Origin of the sequence: Achromobacter sp. ACRQX, assembly GCF_022346505.1 — a bacterium.
Classification (GTDB): Bacteria; Pseudomonadota; Gammaproteobacteria; order Burkholderiales; family Burkholderiaceae_B; genus Achromobacter; species Achromobacter animicus.
Map to the genome: position 1 here is coordinate 17498 of NZ_JAKRML010000006.1, position 20509 is coordinate 38006.

Below are 20509 nucleotides of genomic sequence, written 5' to 3' on the forward strand. Positions count from 1 at the left end.
AATCAACCTCCGGTTTGTGCCCGCGCAGTTTCCCATACATGCGTCCAGCCCGGGGCCAGATGCGCGGCGCGCTCGGCGGCCAGGATCAGGCTGTCTTCGCGCGCGATGCCCTTGCCGGCGATGTCGAAGGCGGTGCCGTGGTCGACGGACACGCGCACGACGGGCAGGCCGACGGTGATGTTGACGCCGTCATCGCCGTACACGGACTTGAAGGGCGCGTGGCCCTGGTCGTGGTAACAGGCGATCACGAACTTCCACTTGCCGCGCACGGCCTGCGGGAACAGCGCGTCGGCCGGGATGGGACCGGCGGCCAGGATGCCGGCGGCGTTGGCTTCGGCCACGGCGGGCGCGAGGATGTCGGCGTCTTCGCTGCCGAAGATGCCGTTTTCGCCGGCGTGCGGGTTCAGGCCCGCGACGGCGACGGGTTCGTCGGCGCGGCCCAAGGCCGTGGCGAACGAGCCGGCCAGACGCAGGACAGCGCGCATGCGGGCAGGGTTCACGTCTTCGATGGCCTGGCGCAGCGACACGTGCGTCGTGGCGTGGAAGATGTAGAGGTCGCCGGCCGACAGCACCAGCGAGAAGGTCTTGACGCCGAACTCATGCGCCAGCAGTTCGGTGTGGCCGGGCCACTTGTGGCCGGCGGCGTGCATCGCGGCCTTATTCAGCGGGGCGGTGACGATGCCGTCGATCTCGCCGGCGCGCGCCAGGGCGCAGGCCGTGGTGACAAAGCGCACCGAGCCGTCGCCGGCGTCGGCGCTGATCTCGCCCAGCTTGACGTGCGCGAGCGACGGGCCGGCCTGCAGCACTTCGATCAAGCCCAGGGTGTTGGTCGCGTCGGCCGGACGTTCGATCTTGCGCACGATGGCGGGGTCGGCGCCCAGACTGCGCACGGCATTGGCCATGACGTCTGCGTCGCCAACGACGAAAAGGCGCGCCTTCTGACGCAGTTCGTCGTGGCCCATGAGCATCTTGGCCGTGATTTCCGGCCCGATGCCCGCTACGTCGCCCAAGGTCACGGCCAAGAGGGGCAGCTTTGCGGGAGGGGTTTGTGTCATCGCTTGAATCTCCTGTCGCGGATCGCGCGCACCGCGCGAACCAGTACGTCTTCGGTGCCAAAGCCGCCGGCCTTGGTCACCACGGGCAGGCCAGCGGCCGTGCCTCCGGTCAGCGTGCCCAGAGGCACGCCGCCCATTACTTCATCCACCAACGCAATGCCGTTGGCCTGCAGGGCCACCAGCACGCTGCGCGCGCCGTCGCCGCCGGTGGCGACGACACCTGCCGCGCGCGAGGCGGCGATCAATTTCGCGGCAAGGCTGCCGAGGCGGTCGGCGACCTTGTCGGAATCCAGGCCGGCGCGTTGGCCTTCGGGGGCCAGCAGCAGAATGGTGCCGGCCTCCAGCGGGGCCTGCGCGTGCGCCTGCAGGAGCGGTTGGCTCCAGGCCTGCCACTGCGCGTCGTCGGCCAGTTGTTCGAGCGACGGGCGCCAGGTGTCGGCGCCCGCAGCCTGCAATGCGGCAGCCTGGCCGCGTGCGGCGCTGTGCTGCGAGGTCACCACGACGACAACGGGGGCGGTCTGGTCGGCGCCCGCCCAAACGCGGGCCAGCGGGACGGCCAGGCCGCCCGCGCCCACGGGCAGGGCGCGCTCGCCCAGCAGGCCGACGGCGCGCGCCAGCCGTTCCAGGTCGGCATCGGTGGCCGCGTCCACCACCACGGCGCCGCCCGCGTGCGCGATGCGCGCGGCCAGCGTTTCCGGCGTGTCTTCCGCCAGCGGCGCGACGTGGGCGCAGCCGAGCAGGGTGGGGATGTGGCTTTCGGTCACGGGGGTGACCGGATCGGTCGCGGCCGAGGTTTCGGTGACCGGCTTGCCGTTCACATAAAGAATGCCTTGCTCGACGGTGCGGCCCGTCGCCGGAAAGGCGGGGCAGACCACCGCGATCGCGTCATCGCCCCAGGCGTCGCGCGCCGCGTCGATCTCGGCCTTGAAGGCGCCGCGCAGCGTCGAATCCACTTTCTTGTACAGCCGCGTGACGCCGGCATCGCGCAACTGACGCACGTTGCCGCGGATGACTTCGGCCGCATCGGCCGCGCTAAGCGCGCGGCTGTTGGTCGTGACGGCCAGCACCTCGACGCCGTCGTGGGCGGGCCCGGACAGGGCCTCGTCCGCGCCGCCGATCGACAGGTGCGTGCACCAGCCGGCGCGCACGAATTGCACGGCGGTGTCGCCGGATCCGGTCAGGTCGTCGGCAACGATGGCGATGGTGGGTTTCACAGGGCCTCTCCGCGGGCTTCGGTCAGGGGCGGGGCGACGGTGGCGTCGGCGTCCTCGGACTTCAGTTCACCGGCGCGCTTGAGGAACCAGGATGCCAGCACCGGGGCCAGAATGGAACTGATCAGCACGCATGCGGCGACCTGCGCGGTGGCGGTGGACACGTACTGCTGGAAGTTGGGGTCGGCTGCCGCGACCACGGCGGGCGTGGCGATGGCGTTGCCGGCGGTGGTGCCGGCTGCGAAGCCCAGGCCGCTCTTGCCGCCGCGGCGCAGGATCATGCGGTAGCCCAGGTAGACCAGGCCGCCCGTGATCGGGCTGATGATCAGGCCCAGGATCAGGCCGCTGATGCCGCCGCCAACCACGGCGCCCAGATCGATGCCGGTGCCCAGCGCAAAGGCGAAGAACGGAATGACGATGTTGGGCACGGGCTTGAGCACGTCGCGCCACTTGGGGTCCAGGTTGCCGACGACGACGCCCAGCAGGAAGGGCACCAGTGCAGCGACCAAGGCGATCATCGGGATGTCGGCCAAGCCGGACGCGCCGAGGAACAGCAGGCTGAAGAAGGGGCCGTCGTTGACCGCGCTGGCGACGTAGGCGCCGCGGTCGCGGGCATCGCCGTATTGGCCGGTGTAGGCCAGCCACAGGCCGCCGTTGCTGTTGTCGAACGCGGCCAGCATGGCCAGGATCGACACGCCCCACAGACCGTCCAGACCGACGTAGCTGCCCAGGATGATGATGAGCGTGGCGGGCACCAGCGTCTTCATCAGCAGGATGGTGCCCGCCGTGGCCAGGATCGGGCCGCCGGTGCGGGCGTTGACGTGCGTGCCGGTCGCGAAGATCAGCAGCGCGATCAGCGGCAGCGCGCTGTTCTTGAAGAGGGCGGTGGTGAAGCCGCCGATTGCGAGCGCATCAGGGGCGAAGGTGCCGATCAGGGAACCCAGGATCAGCGGCACCAGCATCAATCCACCAGGGATTTTCTGCATCGTGCCAAAAAAGGGCGAGCGGGTAGTTGCGGTCGACACTATCGAGGTCTCCAGGACGATTTTTCTGGGTTGCAGACGTTCATGCGCGCGTCTGTCGGACGGGTGAAAAAATCGTAGTGTACACCTGTACGTACAGCATGTACGTACAGGTTGACCCCAATTGCCGTCCCGGATATGGGGACGGTTTTGTCGTCAGAAGCGGTAGGCGCCGCTCAACATGACTGTGCGGCGCGCACCGTAGAAGCAGTCGCCACGGTCCAGGCAGACCACTTCATACGTGCGGTCCGCGATGTTGTTGACGTTGAGCGCATAGCGCCACGGTCCGTTGGTGTAGCTGACCATCGCGTCGAACAACGTCACGGACGGCGTCTCCGGCGCGCCGCCGTCGCGGAACTTGGACAGGAAGCGCGTGCCGGCGCCGACCGCGAAGCCGGGCTGGCCCGCGATAGCGAAGCGGTACTTGCTCCACAGCGACACCATGTGCTTGGGCATGCCTTCAAGCTGCGGATCGATGTCGGTATAGATGTAGTTGGCGATCACGTCGACGTTTTGCGTGACGCGCCCGCGCATTTCCAGTTCGACGCCGCGTGTACGCGTCTTGCCCGCCTGGATCTGGTTGTTGGGATTGTCCGGATCGTTGGTCTGGCGGTTGCTTTCGCGCAGGTCGTACGCCGCCGCCGTGAATTCCAGGTCGGCGCCCGGGGGCATGTATTTCAAGCCCAGTTCCCACTGCTTGCCGCGCATGGGTTTCCAGCGCTGGTCGTAGAAGTCCGCGCCCGCGATGGGGGTGAAGGACTCGCTGTAGCTCACGTACGGCGACCAGCCGTTGTCGGCCGCGTACATCAGGCCGAAGCGCTTGGTCGTGGCCTGATCGGTTTCCTTGTCCTGGCCCTCGGCCGTGCTTTCGACGCGATCGCGGCGGATGCCTGCCAGCAGGATCCAGTTCTTGTCGAACGTGATCTGGTCCTGCGCATAGAAGCCCAGCTGCTGCTGGCGCTGCTTGGGCGAGTCGCTGAGCGTGTAGTCGGGCGCGTTGCCATACACCGGGTGGTACAGATTCAGCGGCGATCCCAGCCCGCTGTCCGATTGGCTGGTTTCGCGATACCGCGTGTAGTCCATGCCGACGATGACGGTGTGCTGCGTGCGGCCCCAGTTCAGCTTGCCTTCCAGGTTCTGGTCGGCCAGCAGCGTGCGCATGCGTGGCTTGTTGATGTAGTAGTAGCGGTCGACGGTGGTCTGCTCGGGGTCGATGTAGGAATCGCCGCGGCGGTCGCCATACACGTTCGGGTACAGCGATTTGTAGTCCACGCTGCTGACCGTGTTGCGGAAGCTCTGGCGGACCTTCCAGGTGTCGTTGAACTTGTGTTCGAACAGCCAGCCGACGTTGAATTGCTCGGTGTCGTAGGTGTCAAAGCCCGGTTCGCTGGCAAAACGGCGCGTCGGAATGCGGCCGTTGGGATTGTGATCCACCGTGCCGCTCCAGGGCAGGAACGACTGCGTCGTGCCGGAGCGGTCCTTCTGCCAGGAGGCCTGCAGCGTCAGCGACGTGGCTGCGCTGGGTTGCCACGTGAGCGACGGCGCGAGGAACATCCGGTCGTCCTGCGCATACTGCACCTGCGTGTCGCTGTCGCGGCCCAGCGCCACCACGCGATACAGCCACTGGCCGTCCTCGGTCAGCGGGCCGGTGATGTCGGCCTGGATCTCGCGGCGGTTGAAGTTGCCCAGCTGCACGCCGATTTCACCCTGCTGCTCGGCCTGCGGGCGCTTGCTGACCAGGTTGACGATGCCGCCCGTGCTGCCCTGTCCGTACAGCATCGACGACGGGCCGCGCAGCACCTCCACGCGTTCCAGGCCATAGACCTCGGTGCGCGGGTTGTTGAAGCTGAAGAACTGGCGCAGGCCGTCCAGGTACTGCACGGGCTCCACGCCGCGCACACGCACGTAGTCGCCGCGGTTGTCCACGCCGTAGGCGTTGGGCCGCACGCCGGCTGCGTAGTTCATCGTGTCCTGCACGTTCTGCGAACCCTGGTCGATGATCTGCTCGCGCGGGATCACGGTGATGGCCTGGGGTGTTTCGGACAATGGCGTGTCGGTCTTGGTGCCGGTGGCGCTGCGACGGGCTACGTAGCCGTCGACGGGACCGGTGGCGGTTTCGCCGGTGCCCAGCACCTGCACGGCGGGCAGGGTGGCGGGCTGTTCGGGCTGCGCATGCGCGGCGCCCGCGCCCAGGCAGGCGGCCAGCGCGGCGGCGGCGGGAACACGGGTGTGCAGCCGCGCGCGCGGGGCGGCGGGGGTGTGGTGGTGCTTCAAGAGGATCTCCCCACTGGCGTCGGTTGGGTGCGGCCAGTTACGTATAGAAATGACAACGATAATAATTATCAATTGTGGCGATGTGCTCAGCCAATAGCGCGCGTCGCGGGAAGATGTAAAAAAGCCCTGCGGCGCTCCAGCGTGGCAGGGCTTCCACAGAAATCCCCTGTGAATTCATTAGGTTGAAGCGCGGCTTGATGCGGGACGCTGCCGCGGCCGCTGTTGGCGGCGCGCGACAGTGCTGAACCCGCAAAAACGGGGTGCGCTCGGCGGTGCGCCGATCAGTCCTGGCGGGTCGCCTGATTCGCGGGGACCGGAGGGTTGGCGGCGGGCGTGGCGGCGGGCGCCGGCGCGTCCGGACGCAGCTCACGCCGCAGAATCTTGCCCACGTTGGTGCGCGGCAGGTCGTCGCGGAACTCGATGTGGCGCGGCACCTTGTAGCCGGTCAACTGGCTGCGGCAATGCGCGATCAGCGTTTCCGCGTCCAGCGTGGGGTCCTTGCGGATGACGAACAGCTTGACCGCCTCGCCGGAGCGTTCGTCCGGCACGCCGACAGCCGCTACCTCGCGTACACCAGGATGCAACGCGGCCACGTCCTCGACCTCGTTCGGGTACACGTTGAAGCCGGACACCAGGATCATGTCCTTCTTGCGATCGACCAGGTACACGTAGCCGGTCTCGTCGACATAACCGACGTCGCCCGTGCGCAGGAAGCCGTCCGGGTACATGACGAGCGCCGTCTCGTCCGGCCGGTTCCAGTAGCCCCGCGTGACCTGCGGACCGCGCACGCAGATTTCGCCGTTTTCGCCGATGCCCAGTTCGCGGCCCGCGTCGTCGCGGATCGACAGATCCGTGGAGGGCACGGGCAATCCGATGGATCCATTGAAGATCTTTGTGTCCAGCGGATTGATGGTGACGGCGGGCGACGTTTCAGTCAGGCCGTAGGCCTGGGCGATCGATACGCCGGTCGTTGCGCGCCACCGGTCCGCCACCGACCGCTGCACCGCCATGCCGCCGCCCATGGTGAGCCGCAGGCGCGAAAAATCCAGGTGGGCAAAATCCGGGTGGTTAAGCAGCGCGTTAAAGAGCGTGTTGACGCCCGTGAAGGCCGAGATCGGCACCTTGCCCATTTCCTTGATCAGGCCGGGGATGTCGCGCGGATTGACGATGAGAAGGTTGCTCGCGCCCAGCTTCATGAAGGTCAGGCAGTTCGCCGTCAGCGCGAAGATGTGATACAGCGGCAGGGCCGTAACGATGCATTCCTCGCCGTCTTTCACCAGGGGTCTTACCCACGCGTAGGCCTGGCTCACGTTGGCGACCATGTTGCCGTGCGACAGCATGGCGGCCTTGGCCACGCCGGTCGTGCCGCCCGTGTATTGCAGGAACGCCAGGTCGGCAGGCGAGAGCCGCATGTCGGTGTAGGGAAGGTCGCGCGCCGCACGCAGCACGTCGCCCAGCTTGTGCGAGCCGGGCAGCGACCACGCGGGCACCATGCGCTTGACGCGTCGGACCGCGAAGTCCACCAGGCGACCCTTGATCGGGCCCAGCATTTCTCCGATGGACGTGACCACCACGTGCTCGACCTGCGTGCCGGGCAAGGCTTTTTGCAACGTGGCCGCGAAGTTGTCCGCGACCACGATGGCGCGGGCGCCAGCGTCGGCCAACTGGTGTTCCAGTTCGCGCGCGGTGTAGAGCGGATTGCAGTTGACCACGATGCAGCCGGCGCGCAGGGCGCCGAACAGGCAGACCGGGTATTGCAGCAGGTTGGGCATCATCAGCGCGACGCGGTCGCCGCGCGCAAGGCCCTGGGCGTGCAGCCATGCGGCAAAGCGGCGCGTCAGCGCGTCCAGTTCGGCATAGGTGATCGACTTGCCCATGCTGATGTAGGCCGTCTTGTCCGGAAAGCGCCGGAAGCTTTCCTCGATGATCGTCACCAGGGTTGTCTCGCCGTCGGTCTCGATCTCGGCGGGCACACCGTAGGGATAGCTCTTGTGCCAGATTCGTTCCATGTCTTGCGGTTCCGTTGGGGCGCAAGGCCCTAGTTGCCCAACAGGGCTTTCTTCAGGGAAGCCTGCGCGGGGCTGTCGCCCAGCCAGACGCGCAGCAGGGCGCGGGCGAAGGCGGGATCGTCGATGCGTCCGCGCGGCTTGCCGTTGCTGGCGATGGCCACGCCGCGGGCGTCGAAGTCCAGGTCGATGACGTCGCCTTCGCGCGCGGCGCCGATGTCGGCCATCAGGCGCGACAGGCGTTCGGCGGGTTCTTTCAACGCGGCCAGCGCCTGCGAGGGCGTATTGTCGCGCAATCCGTCCTGCAGCGCGCCGTCCAGGCTCTTGCTGTCCACGTCGCGCAGCATTTGCAGACGGATCCGACGCGGCTCGGTGCTGCCGATGATCGCGGCGGGGTCGTGGGTCTTCGTGGTGACGTACAGCGCCGCCACGTAGACCTTCACGACGAAACGGGTGCGCAGGCCGGCGCCGTTCAGCGTCAGCGCGTGGCCGCCTTCGGCAAGCTGTTCGGGCACGCGCACGCCGGCGACGTCGACGTCAGCGTGGGCCGGCGCGCCCGCCAGGCTGGCGGCAAGGATCAGACTCAGGGCGGCGGCGCGCCCTCCGGGGTTGAAACGCATTGGTCACCTCCAGTGTTCTTCTGTTTGTAGAACTTCTTGTCTGCGATGTAGATCGTGCGTTCCACGACGGCGTACACGACGTCGTCCTTGTCCTTCAATTCGACCGTGTAGGTGCGGGTCGTTTCGTGATGCGAGGCAAGCAGGCGCCGGATTTCTGCGATCTCGCCCGGCGGCAGCCGGAAATCCACGTACAGCGTGGTGTAGGCCGGCTTGCGAAAGCGGATCGATGCCGCCTTGTCCCACACGATGTGATCGGCGCCCAGTGCCGACATCAGCATGGTCGGATGCGCGCCGTCCGTCACCGCGAACAGCGAGCCGCCGTACATCGACCCCACGATATTGCGCGTGCGGCGCAAGAGCGGCAGCTTGATGCGGATGTGCTGGAAGTCCGGCGACACGTGCAACACGCGGCCGCCGGTGGCGCGAAACGCCGGATGCAGGTTGAAGCCCACCCGCATCAGCCGCGCGCGCCACTCGGGCGACAGGTTCTTGAACCAGTAGGGCTTCACGCTGTCCGCCGCCTGCTTACAGGGCCTCGAACAGGCCGGCGGCGCCCATGCCCGTGCCGATGCACATCGTCACCAGCCCGTACTTGCCGCCGGTGCGGCGCAGTCCGTGCGTGATCGTGGCGGTGCGGATCGCGCCGGTGGCGCCCAGCGGGTGGCCCAGCGCAATGGCGCCGCCCAGCGGGTTGACCTTGGCCGGGTCCAGCTTCAGCTCGCGGATCACGGCCAGCGACTGCGCCGCGAAAGCTTCGTTGAGCTCGATCCAGTCCAGCGCGTCCTGCTTGATGCCGGCGCGGTCCAGCACCTTGGGAATAGCGGCGACCGGACCGATGCCCATGACCTCGGGTGGAACACCTGCCACGGCAAAGCCCACAAAGCGGGCGAGCGGGCTGAGGTTGAATTCGCGCAGGATGCGGTCGGACACCAGGATCACGGCCGCCGCGCCATCGGACATCTGCGAGCTGTTGCCGGCCGTGACGCTGCCGCGCGTGGAGAACACGGGCTTCAAGCGGGCCAGCGCTTCCAGGCTGCTATCCGGGCGCGGGCCTTCGTCGACCTCGATAAGCCGGCGCGCCACGCGCACCGCGCCGCTGGCGCCGTCCGGCAGATGCGTGACCACTTCATAAGGCGTGGTCTCGGCGCGAAAGTGGCCGGCAGCGATGGCTGCGCACGCCTTCTGGTGCGACGCCAGCGCAAAGGCGTCCTGGTCTTCGCGCGACACCTTCCAGCGCTCCGCAACCTTTTCGCCGGTCAGCCCCATGCCGAACGCCATGCCGACGTTTTCGTCATGGGCAAAGATTTCCGGATTCATGGACACCTTGTTGCCCATGATCTGCGGCATGGCGCTCATGGATTCGGTGCCCGCGCCGATCATGATGTCGGCCTCGCCCATGCGGATGCGGGCGGCGGCGTCCGCCACGGCCTGCAAGCCGGACGCGCAGAAGCGATTGACGGTGACGCCCGCCACGCTTTGCGGCAGTCCCGCCAGCAGCAGGCTGATGCGGGCCACATTCATGCCCTGTTCGGCCTCCGGCATGGCGCAGCCGGCGATGACGTCCTCGATGCGGGCTGCGTCCAACCCCGGCACCTGCGCCAACGCGCCATTCAGCGCGGCGGCCAGCATGTCATCGGGGCGGGTGGTGACGTAGGCGCCATTGCGCTTGCCCACCGGCAAACGCGTGGCGGCGACGATGTAGGCGTCTTGGATCTGCGTGCTCATATCCATTTCCTTTGGGCTAGTTCCGTAGTGGTTTGCCGGTTTCCAGGGTGTGGCGGATGCGCGCCTGCGTTTCCGGCGTGCGCAGCAGCGCCACGAACTCCTTGCGCTCCACGGCCAGCAGCCATTCCTCGTCGACCTTCGTGCCGGTCTCGACCTCGCCGCCGCACAGCGCGACCGCCGCGCTACGTGCCACGCGGTAATCGTGCGCGCTGATCATGCCGCCTTCACGCATGTTGACCAGCACCATCTCGAAGTTGGCGATGCCGTTGCGGCCGGCCACCGGCACGTTCTGCAACCGCGCGGGCGGGGTGTAGCCGGCCTGCGCCGCGGCGCGCGCCTGGCCAATGGCCACGTAGAGCAGTTCGCCGGGATGGAACAGCACGATGTCGTGCTCGCGCGCGAATCCGGCGTCGATGGCTTCCAGGCCGCTCTTGGCGACCTGGGCCATGGCGATGGTCTGGAAGACCGGCTGCAGATACGGAAAGACCTCGCCGGGCGTGGCCGTCTTGGCCGCCAGCGCCGCAGCGCGCGCGGCAAATTCCTTGCTGCCGCCACCCGCCGGGATCAGGCCCACGCCGGCTTCGACCAGGCCGATGTAGCTTTCCAGCGCCAGCACGCGGTGCGAGGCGTGCATCAGGAATTCGCAGCCGCCGCCCAGCGCCATGCCCTGCACGGCGGCCACCGTCGGAATCTGCGCGTACTTGAACGACTGCGAGGCGCGCTGGAATTTTTCGACCGTGGCGTCCAGCATCTCCCATTGGCCCGCCGCGCAGGCTTCTACCACCTGCTGCAGGTTGGCGCCCACGGCAAACGGCGCGTCGTGCCAGATGACCAGGCCGTCGAATTCGTGTTCGGCCTTGGCCACCGCCTGCAGCACGCCTTCCAGCACTTCGGCGCCCAACGTGTGGTTGCGCGACGTGACGGACAGGATGGCGATGCCGGCGTCGACCTGCGGCAGGTTCCACAGGCGCACGCCTTCGTTTTCCCAGACGGTGACGCCCCGGTCGTCGGGCGCTTCGCCTACGACACGCTCCGGGAACAGCTGGCGCGCGTACACGGGCAACGTCGAGCGCGGATGCAGCTTGCCGGTGCGCGCCGAATACGAACCTTCCGGCGCATGCACACCCTGGCGGCCGGGCTCCAGCACCCAGGCGGGCAGGGGCGTGTTGCTCATGGCGCGGCCGGCGGCGATGTCCTCGGCCACGGCGGCGGCAATCGCCTGCCAGCCGGCGGCCTGCCACGTTTCAAACGGGCCTTGCGACCAGCCAAAGCCCCAACGCATGGCCAGGTCCAGATCGCGCGCGTTGTCGGCCACGTGCTCAAGCTGCACGGCGCTGTAGTGGAAGATGTCGCGGAACAGGCTCCACAGGAATTGCGCCTGCGGATGGTCGCTGGCGCGCAGCGCGGCAAAGCGCTTGGCCGGATCGCGTTCCTTGAGCAGCGCCGCCACCTCGTCAGCCAGCTTGCCGGTGCCGGGGGCGTAATCCTGCTTTTTCAGATCCAGCACCTGGATCTCGCGGCCCTGCTTGCGATAGACGCCGGCGCCGCTTTTCTGCCCGAGCGCGCCCTTGGATATCAGCGCCGACAGCCATTCCGGCAGCGCGAAATATTGATGCCACGGATCGTCGGGCAGGTTCTTTTCCATCGTGCCCACGACGTGGGCCAGCGTGTCCAGCCCGACCACATCGGCGGTGCGGTACGTGGCGCTCTTGGGTCGGCCGATCTTGGGGCCGGTCAGCGCGTCGACTTCGTCGAAGGCCAGACCCAGGCGCGCGGTGTGGTGCATGGCGGCCAGGATCGAGAACACGCCGATGCGGTTGGCCACGAAGTTCGGGGTATCCAGCGCGCGGATCACGCCCTTGCCCAGCGCAGACGTCAGCCAGGTTTCCAGCTGGTCCAGCACGGCCGGCTGCGTGTGTGACGTGGCGATGATTTCCACCAGGCGCATGTAGCGCGGCGGATTGAAGAAATGGATGCCGCAGAAGCGGTCGCGCAGCCCGGCGGGCAGCGCGTTGGCCAGCGCGTCGATGGACAGGCCGGAGGTGTTGGAGGCGACGATGGCGCCGGGCGCGACATGCGAGGCAATGCGCTCGTACAGCGCCGTCTTCCAGTCCATGCGCTCGGCGATGGCTTCGATGATGAGGTCGCAGCCTTGCAGGCGCTCCAGGTCGTCATCGTAGTTGGCGGGCGTGATGAGCGCCAGGCGTGATGCGCCGGCCAGCGGCGCGGGTTCCAGCTTCTTGAGACCGGCCAGCGCCTTCTTGACGGTGCCGTTGCGGTCGCCTTCGCGGGCGGCCAGGTCGAACAGCGTGACCGGCACGCCGGCATTGGCCAGGTGGGCGGCGATCTGCGCGCCCATGACGCCGGCACCCAGCACGGCGACGTGTTTGACGACGAACTTGCTCAAGGGAGTCTCCTGAAAAGGCGGGCGGACGGCGCGCGGCCGCCCGCCCGTTCACGGCTAGAAGCGGGACGAGAGCTGCAGGCCGAAGATGTGGCCGCTGCTGTCGTAGGTGCCCGCGACGCGGCCCTTGGTGGCCTGGCTGCCGGACGTGGTGTCGATGTCCGTCTTGCGCAGGTACAGGTACGTGTAGCCGACGTCGATCGTGGTGGACTTCGTGGCGGCCCATTGCACGCCGGTCGAGAACCAGTAGCGGTCGTTGTCGGGCAGGGAAGTGGGACGGTCGGCCGCATCGTGCACCGGCGATTGGTCGAAGGCCAGGCCGAACTTCCACTTCCAGGCCGGGGCGAACTTGTAGTTCGCGCCCACGGCGACGCGCCAGGTGTCGCGGAAGTTGAGCGGCAGCTCGTCGTCGCGCGCGCCCGGGCCCGAGTTCTTGATCTTGAGCTCCGGAATGCTGCTCCAGCCCGTCCAGGACACGTCGCCCAGCAGTTCCCACTTTTCGTTGAGCTGGTGCGTGGCGCTCAGGATCAGCGAGTCGGGCAGGTCGACGTTGGCCTTGGCGTCAAACGACACGGATTGGCCGGTGGGGCCGATGTTGTCGATGTCGGTGTCGCCCTTGGCCGAGTGCTTGATCTTCGAGCGGTAAGACAAGCCGATGCGCGTGTCTTCGGTGGGTTGCAGCATGAAGCCGACGTTCCAGCCCCACGCGTCACCCTTCAGATTCAGGTCCGCGTCGCCATTCGTGGCCAGCGGCAGGCCGGCGATGGGCACGACGGTCTTTTTCTTGTAGGTCGCATCGATGTGCTGCCAGTTCACGCCAAAGCCCATCGAAAACTTCTCGTTGACCTTGTAGGCGATGGACGGGTTGACGTTGATGGTCTTGATGTCGAACTTGTTCGAGTGGTACTGGCCGACCCAACCGTCGTCGTATTCGGTCATCAGGCCGAAGGGGGCGCCGACGCCCAGGCCGATGTACCACTGCTCGTTCAGTTGCCAGGAGGCATAAATGTTGGGCACGACGCCCAGGTGGCCCGCGTCCCCGCCATTGCCGCCGGTGGGAACCGAACCGTTCAAGCCTGATCCGGGAATACCGGGCACGCTGGGATTGCGGCTGTTTCCGTTGTCCGAAAACTTGAACGACGGTTTGATCAGGTTTACCCCGCCGGAGAAATTGAGCCCTGGCAGATAGGTCAAGCCTGCCGGGTTGAAATACATGATGCTGGCATTCTCCGGGTTTGCCGCCGAGCCGGCATACGCGTTGCCCAGGCCGCTGGCGTTCTGCTCCAAGAGCTGAAAGCCGGCAGCGTAGGACGTTGCGGATGCGCCCAGGCCGACCAGGATGGCCGACAGGGTGCTCAGGGACAATGGACGTCTGCGCATGGTACTGACTCCTCGAGTTGAATGTGTGTCTCTCTCTACCACTGCCGGCCTGTTGCTGCCGGTCTATTCGGCGCGAGCCGCTGTGCTGCGGTGCTGCTGGGTGCTGCCGTCTTCGTAATGCAAGGGGCCGCCCGTGAAAGGCGCGAAGCCCGTTCCAAAAATCACGCCGGCGTCGGCCAGGTCGGCGTCGGCCACGATGCCGCTGGACACGCGTTGCCGCGTGGCGTCGATCAGCGGCTGGATCAGGCGCTGCGCCAGGCCCGCCGGGGCGGCGGCCGGGTCGCGTTGCTTGACCGGCTTGCCGTCGCGCCAGGTATAAAAGCCCTTGCCGCTTTTCTTGCCGAGTTCGTTGCGGGCCAGACGGTCTGCCAGGCATCGCGGCGGCGCCGCGCCGTCGGCAAGCTGCGCGCCAGCGTCCCGCGCGATGTCCAGGCCCACGGTGTCCGCTAATTCCAGCGGCCCCATCGGCATGCCGAAGGCCACCATGGCGGCGTCCACGGTTTCCGGCGCGACGCCGTCGTCCACGCTGCGCATGGCCTGCAGCATGTAGGGCGCCAGCACCGCGTTGACGAGAAAGCCGGGCGCGCTCTTGACCGGCAGGGCCAGCTTGTCGATCTGGCCGACAAAGGCGCAGGCGCGGGCTTCTATGGCGGGATCGCCGTCGTCCGCGTGCACGACTTCCACCAGCGGCATCTTGGCCACGGGGTTGAAGAAGTGGATGCCTACCAGACGATCCGGACGGGCCAGGCCCTCGCGGAGCGTTTCGAGCGACAGGCTGGACGTGTTGGTGGCCAGCAGCGCGTCGGGCTTCATGCGCGGCTCCAGCGACTGGTACAGCGCGCGCTTGGCATCGGGCTGCTCGCTGATGGCTTCGATGATGACGTCCGCCAGCGGCACGCCGCCGCCCGCCGGATCCGGGACCAGCCGGTCGAACGCGGCGCGCGCCAGGCGCGGATCCTTCAGGCGGCGCGCGTAGAGTTCGGCGGCGCGCTTGATGGCGGGCGCGATGCGCGACATTTCCTGGTCCTGCAGCGTGACGGTCATGCCCTTGAGCGCGCACCAGGCGGCGATGTCGCCGCCCATCACGCCCGCACCCACCACATGGACGTGACGGGCCGGCGCGACGCCGGGCTGCTTGCCATTGGCCTTCAGGCGCTCCTGCAGGCGAAACACGCGCAACAGGTTCCGCGCGGTGCCGGACGAAATGATGCGGTCGATGAGGTCGGGCGCCTTCAGCGCATTGCCCCCATGTTTTTCCCAGATCTCCACAATGGCCGGCGCAGCCGGGTAGTGGCCGAGCGGATCCTTGGCCGCGATCTGCTTGCGGGCGCGGTTGGCGACGATGGCCTTGAACGGCCAGCGGTTCAGCAGTCCGCTCAAACCGCGCGCGCGCCGGGCAGGCTTGCGCGACAGCACGGTCTGGCGTGCCGCGGCGAGCAGCAGCCGTGGGGGAACACGCGCGTCGACCAGCCCCAGCGAGGCCGCGCGGCGCGCATCGGCGCCGCGGCCGGTCAGCATCATGTCCAGCGCGGCGGGCGCGCCGATCACCTGCGGCAGGCGCAGCATGCCGCCCCAGCCGGGGAAGATGCCCAGCATGACTTCAGGCAGCGCCAGCGAGGCGCCGGGCTGATCGGCCACCAGCCGGTAGCGGCAGGCCAGCGCCAATTCAAGGCCGCCGCCCAGGCAATGGCCCTGGATCAGCGCCAGCGTGGGATAGCGCACGCCGGCCAGGCGATTCATGAGGTTCCAGCCGCGCGACACCAGCCCGCGCGCCTGCTCGGGCGTGTCCAGCGTGGCGAATTCGTTGACGTCGGCGCCCACGATGAAGCCCGTGGCCTTGCCGGATTGGATGATGAGGCCTTTGGGCGGATCGGCGTCCAGCGCGTCCAGCACCACGGAGAGCTCGGCCATCGTGTCGGCCGACAGCGCGTTGACCGCGCTGCCCGCGCGGTCGAAGGTCAGCCAGGCGAGCCCGTCGGGGTCGCGGTCCAGGCGCCAGTGGGAAAGCGTGTCCAGTGTCGTCATGGGCGGTCCTCGTCCAGGGTTTCGACCAGCATCGCGCCGCCTTGACCGCCGCCGATGCAGATGGCCGCCATGCCGCGCCGGGCGCCGCGGCGCTTGAGGGCGTGCAGCAGATGCAGCACGATGCGGGCGCCAGACGCGCCCACCGGGTGGCCGATGGCGATGGCGCCGCCGTCGACGTTGAGCCGTGCGGGGTCCAGGTCGCCCCAGGCAGGTGTGCCGAAGTTCTGCTGGCAGTAGGCCTCGTCCCGCCACGCGGCCAGGCAGCCTAGCACCTGCGCCGCGAAGGCCTCGTTGATCTCCCACAAGTCCAGGTCATTCAAGCCCAGGCCGTGGCGCTGCAGGATCGGCGTGGCGGCATGCACGGGGCCCAGCCCCATGATCGCGGGATCCAGCCCGGCCCATTGCGTATCGATGATGCGGCCCAGCGGGCGCAGGTTCCATTTCTGCACGGCCTCTTCCGAGGCCAGCACCAGCATCGCGGCGCCGTCGGTGACCTGCGAGCTGTTGCCTGCGGTGATGTTGCCCCAGGGCTTGTCGAACACGGGCTTGAGCTTGGCCAGCTTGTCCGGCGTGGAGTCGTCGCGCACGCCGTCATCGTGGGGATGCAGCTTGCCCTGCGTGTCGATGAGCGGCGTGATCTCGGGCATGCCGGCCGCGCGCGCCGCGAGCGCGCGCTGGTGGCTGCGCGCCGCATAGGCGTCCATCGCGGCGCGGTCGATGTGAAAGAGCGTGGCGACGTTTTCGGCGGTCTGTCCCATCGACAGTCCCACCACCGGGTCCGTCAGCCCCTTGAGCAATCCGATGACGGGCGCCAGGTGTTTCGGTCTGAAGCCGCCCAGCGCCTTGAGCTTGGCGCCCAGGCCGCGCGCGGCATACCAGTGCGACAGCCAACGCACCATGCCGTCCGAAAACAGCACCGGCGCGCGCGACAGCGCATCGGTGCCGCCGGCCAGCACCAGGTGCGAACGGCCGTTCTGGATGTTGGCGATGGCGGAGTCCAGCGCCTGCATGCCCGACGCGCAGTTGCGCATGACGGTCCACCCCGGCACCCGGTCGCCGCAGCCTAGCCGCAGCGAGATCACGCGGCCGATGTTGACTTCCTCGGGCGAGGGCGCGGCGCAGCCGACGATAACCTCGTCCAGATCCGTGGGCGCGTAGGGTTGGCGCAGCAGCAGGGCGCGGCCGGCCTGTACCGCCAGATCCCCGGCGGAGAAGGGTCCCGGGCCCGTACGGGCCTTCAGGAAAGGCGTGCGTGAACCATCGACGACGTAAACCGGTTTGAATGCCATCCGCTTCCTCCCTCAGGCGACCTTGCGTTCGGCCGTGGGCCGGTCTGCGTCGGCGGCGCCGAGGTCAAAGGGGAAATCATCCACTTTGACGACGGTATCGCGCAAGCGGTTGCGGCGTTTGACGACCGCATACTCTTCGGCGGTGATCGCGCCGATGGTGACCGCCGCGTCGGCGATGTCGCGCACGTTGGCTTGCGGATTGCCGTCCAGCACGCCGCGTTTTTCGATCTCGCGGATCTTGGCCTCGATGGGCTCGGCCTCCAGCGTGGCGGCCAGCGCCTGCTCGATCGCGCCCACGGGTTCGTCCGCGGTATCGGGCAGGTGGCAGCCTGCCGTCAGGCGGTCGCGCGTTGCGCTGGGGCTGATCAGCAGCCGGGCCACGTCCTGGCCAAGCTGGTCGGACGGCGGGATCTGGCTCTGGCCCCACGGGAACACGATGCGGCGGATGATCCACGCGACAGCGCGATTCGGGAAGTTGTCCAGCACGCCGTCAAAGGCCTCCTGCAACTTGCACAGCGCGTCCTGGATCGACCAGTGCGCCAGCGGCGCGTCGGCCTTCTGGCGGCCTTCGTCCTCGAAGCGCTTGAGCGTGGCGCTGATCAGGTACATCTGCGACAGCACATCGCCCAGGCGCGCCGACAGACGCTCGCGGCGCTTCAGGCTGCCGCCCAGCACCAGCATCGACGTGTCGGCCAGCAGTGCAAAGGCGGCCGAGTAGCGGCCCAGGAGCTGGTAGTAGCGCTTCATGTCCGGTGCGACGTCGGCGTTGACGGCCACAAAGCGCGCGCCGGTCAGCGAGGTGCCCAGCGCCCGCAGCGTGTTGCGCACCACGAAGCGGGCGTGGCCCCAGAACGCGGCATCGAAATCGTCCAGTCCCTGCTTGCGGTCCGGCGATTGCGCGGCCTGCATTTCCGCCAGCACATAAGGATGGCAGCGGATTGCGCCCTGGCCGAAGATGATCAGGCTGCGCGTCAGGATGTTGGCGCCTTCCACGGTGATCCCGATGGGGATCTGCTGGTAGGCGCGGCCCAGGAAATTGGATGGTCCCAGGCAGATGCCCTTGCCGCCGATCACGTCCATGCCGTCGTTGACGACCTGGCGCGCGCGTTCGGTCACGTGGTACTTCACGATGGCCGACACGACCGAGGGCTTCTCGCCCAGGTCCACCGCGCCCGCCGTCATGGTGCGCGCGGCGTCCATCATGTAGGTGTTGCCGCCGATGCGGGCCAGCGCCTCTTCGACGCCTTCGAACTTGCCGACCGGCATGCGGAACTGGCTGCGCACGCGGGCATAGCCGCCCACTGCGCGCGCCGTCAGCTTGGACATGCCCGTGTTGGAAGAGGGCAGCGAGATCGAGCGCCCCGCGGCGAGGCATTCCATCAGCATGCGCCAGCCCTGGCCGGCCATGGCGGGACCGCCGATGATGAAGTCCAGCGGCATGAAGACGTCGTTGCCGCGCGTCGGGCCGTTCATGAACATGGCGTTCAGCGGGAAGTGGCGGCGGCCGGTGTCCACGCCGGGGTGATCATGCGGCACGAGCGCGCACGTGATACCCAGGTCCTTCTTGCCGCCCAGCAGCCCGTCCGGATCGTACAGGCGGAACGCCAGGCCCAGCAGCGTGCAGACGGGCGCCAGCGTGATGTAGCGCTTGTCCCAGGTGACGCGCATGCCGATGACTTCGCGGCCCTGCCATTCGCCCTTGCAGACGATGCCGCTGTCGGGGATGGCTGCGGCGTCCGAACCTGCCCACGGGCTGGTCAGCGCGAAGGCCGGCACCTCTTCGCCGCGCGCAAGACGCGGCAGGTAATGGTTCTTTTGCTCTTCGGTGCCGTAATGCAGCAGCAACTCTGCGGGACCGAGCGAATTCGGCACCATGACCGACACGGCCAGCGCGGAAGACCGCGTGGACAGCTTGGTCACGATTTCGGAGTGGGCGTAAGCGGAAAACGCGAGGCCGCCGTATTGCTTGGGAATGATCATGCCGAGGAAACCCTCGGACTTCAGGTAGTTCCAGACGTCGGCGGGCAGGTCGAAGCGCTCTTGCGTGACGTTCCAGTCATTGACCATGCGGCAGGCGGCTTCGGCCTGGTTGTCCAGGAAGCGCTGCTCTTCGTCGGTCAGGCAGGGGCGCGGATACGCCAGCAGGCGGCTCCAGTCGGGACGGCCGCGAAAGAGTTCGCCCTCCCACCAGACCGTGCCGGCCTCGAGCGCATCGCGCTCGGTGTCGGACATCTGCGGCAGCACCTTGCGGTACAGGTTGAAGATCGGCGCGGACAGCAGCGCCCGCCGGATGGGGCGCACGCCCAGCAACACGGCGGCCAGGAGCGCAATGACAACCAGCGCGACGATGACTGCGTACATTTTCTTGTCTCCTCGTTGTTCTTCAGTTGCCTGGCGGTGACCGAAGGCGGCTCGCCGGCCTGTTGCGGTGGAAGGCGGTCAGGCGCCTCCGGGGCTTGCATTCAAGTGCGGCAGGGGCGAGCGCAGCCCGCCCAGCAGGAAACTCATCAGGCGCGGCAAGAGCAGCTCGCGGTCGTTGGGCTGTTCCGCCTCGTCGCCGGCCAGACCGGTGACCGAGCGCAGCAGGTCGGTGCCCATGATGGCGTACGACGTCGCGCCCAGCATGAACTGGAAGCGCCAGATGATCTCGGCGCGCGGCACGTCGGGCAGGGCGGCGAACAGCGCGTTGCGGTAGCGCGCGAGCACGTCGGCATATTCCTCGGCAAACAACGCGCGGATGAAATCCGTGGGGTCGGTCATCGTGCGCTCCAGTAGCGGCAGGAAGGTGCTGCCGGCCTGCGCCGGATCGGCGGCCAGGCGCAGCAGGGTGCCGAAGAACGCATCCACGATCTGGGAGGGCTTCAGGGGCTTGCCGCCGGATTGCGCCTCGAGTTCGTCCAGAAGGCGCATGCGCTCGCGATTCAGCACTTCCAGGCGGCGTTTGAGCACCGCCTGCACGAGTGACTCTTTCGAGCCGAAGTGATAGTTCACCGAAGCGAGATTCACACCGGCCGCGCCCGTGATCTGGCGCATCGACGTCGCTTCGTGTCCCTGTTGCGCAAACAGGGATTCGGCGGTGTCGAGGATGGTTTCTCTGGTGGACGTGGCGCGGATTTCTTGCATAAGGTTGAATTCAAACGTTTGTTTCAAAGCATTATGCGGGAGGCAGGGATGAGAGGCGAGCCTCTGCTATCCCCAATAGGGTTTACCCCTAACCAGGCGCGCGTGATGTGTCGGTTTTGCGGCACGTGCGCTTCGCATCGGGCGTAAGGACGAGACCCGCCGGAAAGAAGAATGAGGCGCGACATGTCCGCCAGGTTGAGTTTTGGCCGATCGGCCTCGGACACCGGCCCTAGGATGAATGTGCTCTGGAACGCACGCCCAAAACCCCGCAGTATCAGCGCGAGAACATGAACGCATTGCCCCGGGTGTGTGCCGGGCGAGGCACCCGCGCAGTCACGACGCGGCAGGCCAATCGCCCTGATACAGGAGCACGAG

14 protein-coding genes are annotated in these 20509 nt (G+C 67.6%); all 14 read right to left on the bottom strand.

Annotation, left to right across the window (positions count from 1 at the left end):
• Positions 1 to 2 precede the first annotated feature (2 nt).
• Positions 3 to 1055 (bottom strand): 4-hydroxythreonine-4-phosphate dehydrogenase PdxA, encoded by a 1053-nt coding sequence (gene pdxA, locus MHZ91_RS07715; RefSeq protein ID WP_239213152.1) that lies wholly within the window; start codon positions 1053 to 1055, stop codon positions 3 to 5.
• A complete protein-coding gene (dtnK, locus tag MHZ91_RS07720) occupies positions 1052 to 2269 on the bottom strand; it encodes a D-threonate kinase (protein WP_239213154.1) in 1218 nt (405 codons plus the stop codon). The genes pdxA and dtnK overlap by 4 nt, the downstream gene beginning before the upstream one ends.
• A complete protein-coding gene (locus tag MHZ91_RS07725) occupies positions 2266 to 3252 on the bottom strand; it encodes a 2-keto-3-deoxygluconate permease (RefSeq protein WP_255809193.1) in 987 nt (328 codons plus the stop codon). The genes dtnK and MHZ91_RS07725 overlap by 4 nt, the downstream gene beginning before the upstream one ends.
• Positions 3253 to 3444: 192 nt before the next feature.
• Complete coding sequence (locus tag MHZ91_RS07730; protein ID WP_370633054.1) at positions 3445 to 5562, bottom strand: TonB-dependent siderophore receptor; 2118 nt, start codon at positions 5560 to 5562, stop codon at positions 3445 to 3447.
• 281 nt (positions 5563 to 5843) lie between these two features.
• A complete protein-coding gene (locus MHZ91_RS07735) occupies positions 5844 to 7571 on the bottom strand; it encodes an AMP-binding protein (RefSeq protein ID WP_239213156.1) in 1728 nt (575 codons plus the stop codon).
• 29 nt (positions 7572 to 7600) lie between these two features.
• Complete coding sequence (locus tag MHZ91_RS07740; RefSeq protein ID WP_175126194.1) at positions 7601 to 8188, bottom strand: chalcone isomerase family protein; 588 nt, start codon at positions 8186 to 8188, stop codon at positions 7601 to 7603.
• Positions 8152 to 8697 (bottom strand): DUF4442 domain-containing protein, encoded by a 546-nt coding sequence (locus MHZ91_RS07745; protein ID WP_175126195.1) that lies wholly within the window; start codon positions 8695 to 8697, stop codon positions 8152 to 8154. The genes MHZ91_RS07740 and MHZ91_RS07745 overlap by 37 nt, the downstream gene beginning before the upstream one ends.
• 16 nt (positions 8698 to 8713) lie before the next feature.
• Positions 8714 to 9913: an acetyl-CoA C-acyltransferase gene (locus MHZ91_RS07750; protein ID WP_239213158.1), complete on the bottom strand. Its 1200-nt coding sequence runs from the start codon at positions 9911 to 9913 to the stop codon at positions 8714 to 8716.
• Positions 9914 to 9929: 16 nt separating this feature from the next.
• The gene (locus MHZ91_RS07755) at positions 9930 to 12320 is read right to left on the bottom strand and encodes a 3-hydroxyacyl-CoA dehydrogenase/enoyl-CoA hydratase family protein (protein ID WP_239213160.1); all 2391 of its coding nucleotides are present in this window, start codon (positions 12318 to 12320) and stop codon (positions 9930 to 9932) included.
• Between the two features lie 54 nt (positions 12321 to 12374).
• Positions 12375 to 13697, bottom strand: a complete 1323-nt coding sequence (locus tag MHZ91_RS07760) for an OmpP1/FadL family transporter (RefSeq protein ID WP_175126198.1) — start codon at positions 13695 to 13697, stop codon at positions 12375 to 12377.
• A 63-nt stretch (positions 13698 to 13760) separates the two neighbouring features.
• Positions 13761 to 15722: a 3-hydroxyacyl-CoA dehydrogenase NAD-binding domain-containing protein gene (locus tag MHZ91_RS07765; RefSeq protein WP_239213162.1), complete on the bottom strand. Its 1962-nt coding sequence runs from the start codon at positions 15720 to 15722 to the stop codon at positions 13761 to 13763.
• Complete coding sequence (locus MHZ91_RS07770; protein ID WP_239213164.1) at positions 15719 to 17011, bottom strand: acetyl-CoA C-acetyltransferase; 1293 nt, start codon at positions 17009 to 17011, stop codon at positions 15719 to 15721. Before MHZ91_RS07770 ends, MHZ91_RS07765 begins: the two co-directional genes overlap by 4 nt.
• A 12-nt stretch (positions 17012 to 17023) precedes the next feature.
• On the bottom strand, positions 17024 to 19372 hold the full coding sequence (locus tag MHZ91_RS07775; RefSeq protein WP_239213166.1) for an acyl-CoA dehydrogenase: 2349 nt from the start codon (positions 19370 to 19372) through the stop codon (positions 17024 to 17026).
• Positions 19373 to 19450: 78 nt separating this feature from the next.
• Positions 19451 to 20134: a TetR/AcrR family transcriptional regulator gene (locus MHZ91_RS07780; RefSeq protein WP_239213168.1), complete on the bottom strand. Its 684-nt coding sequence runs from the start codon at positions 20132 to 20134 to the stop codon at positions 19451 to 19453.
• Positions 20135 to 20509: the final 375 nt, after the last annotated feature.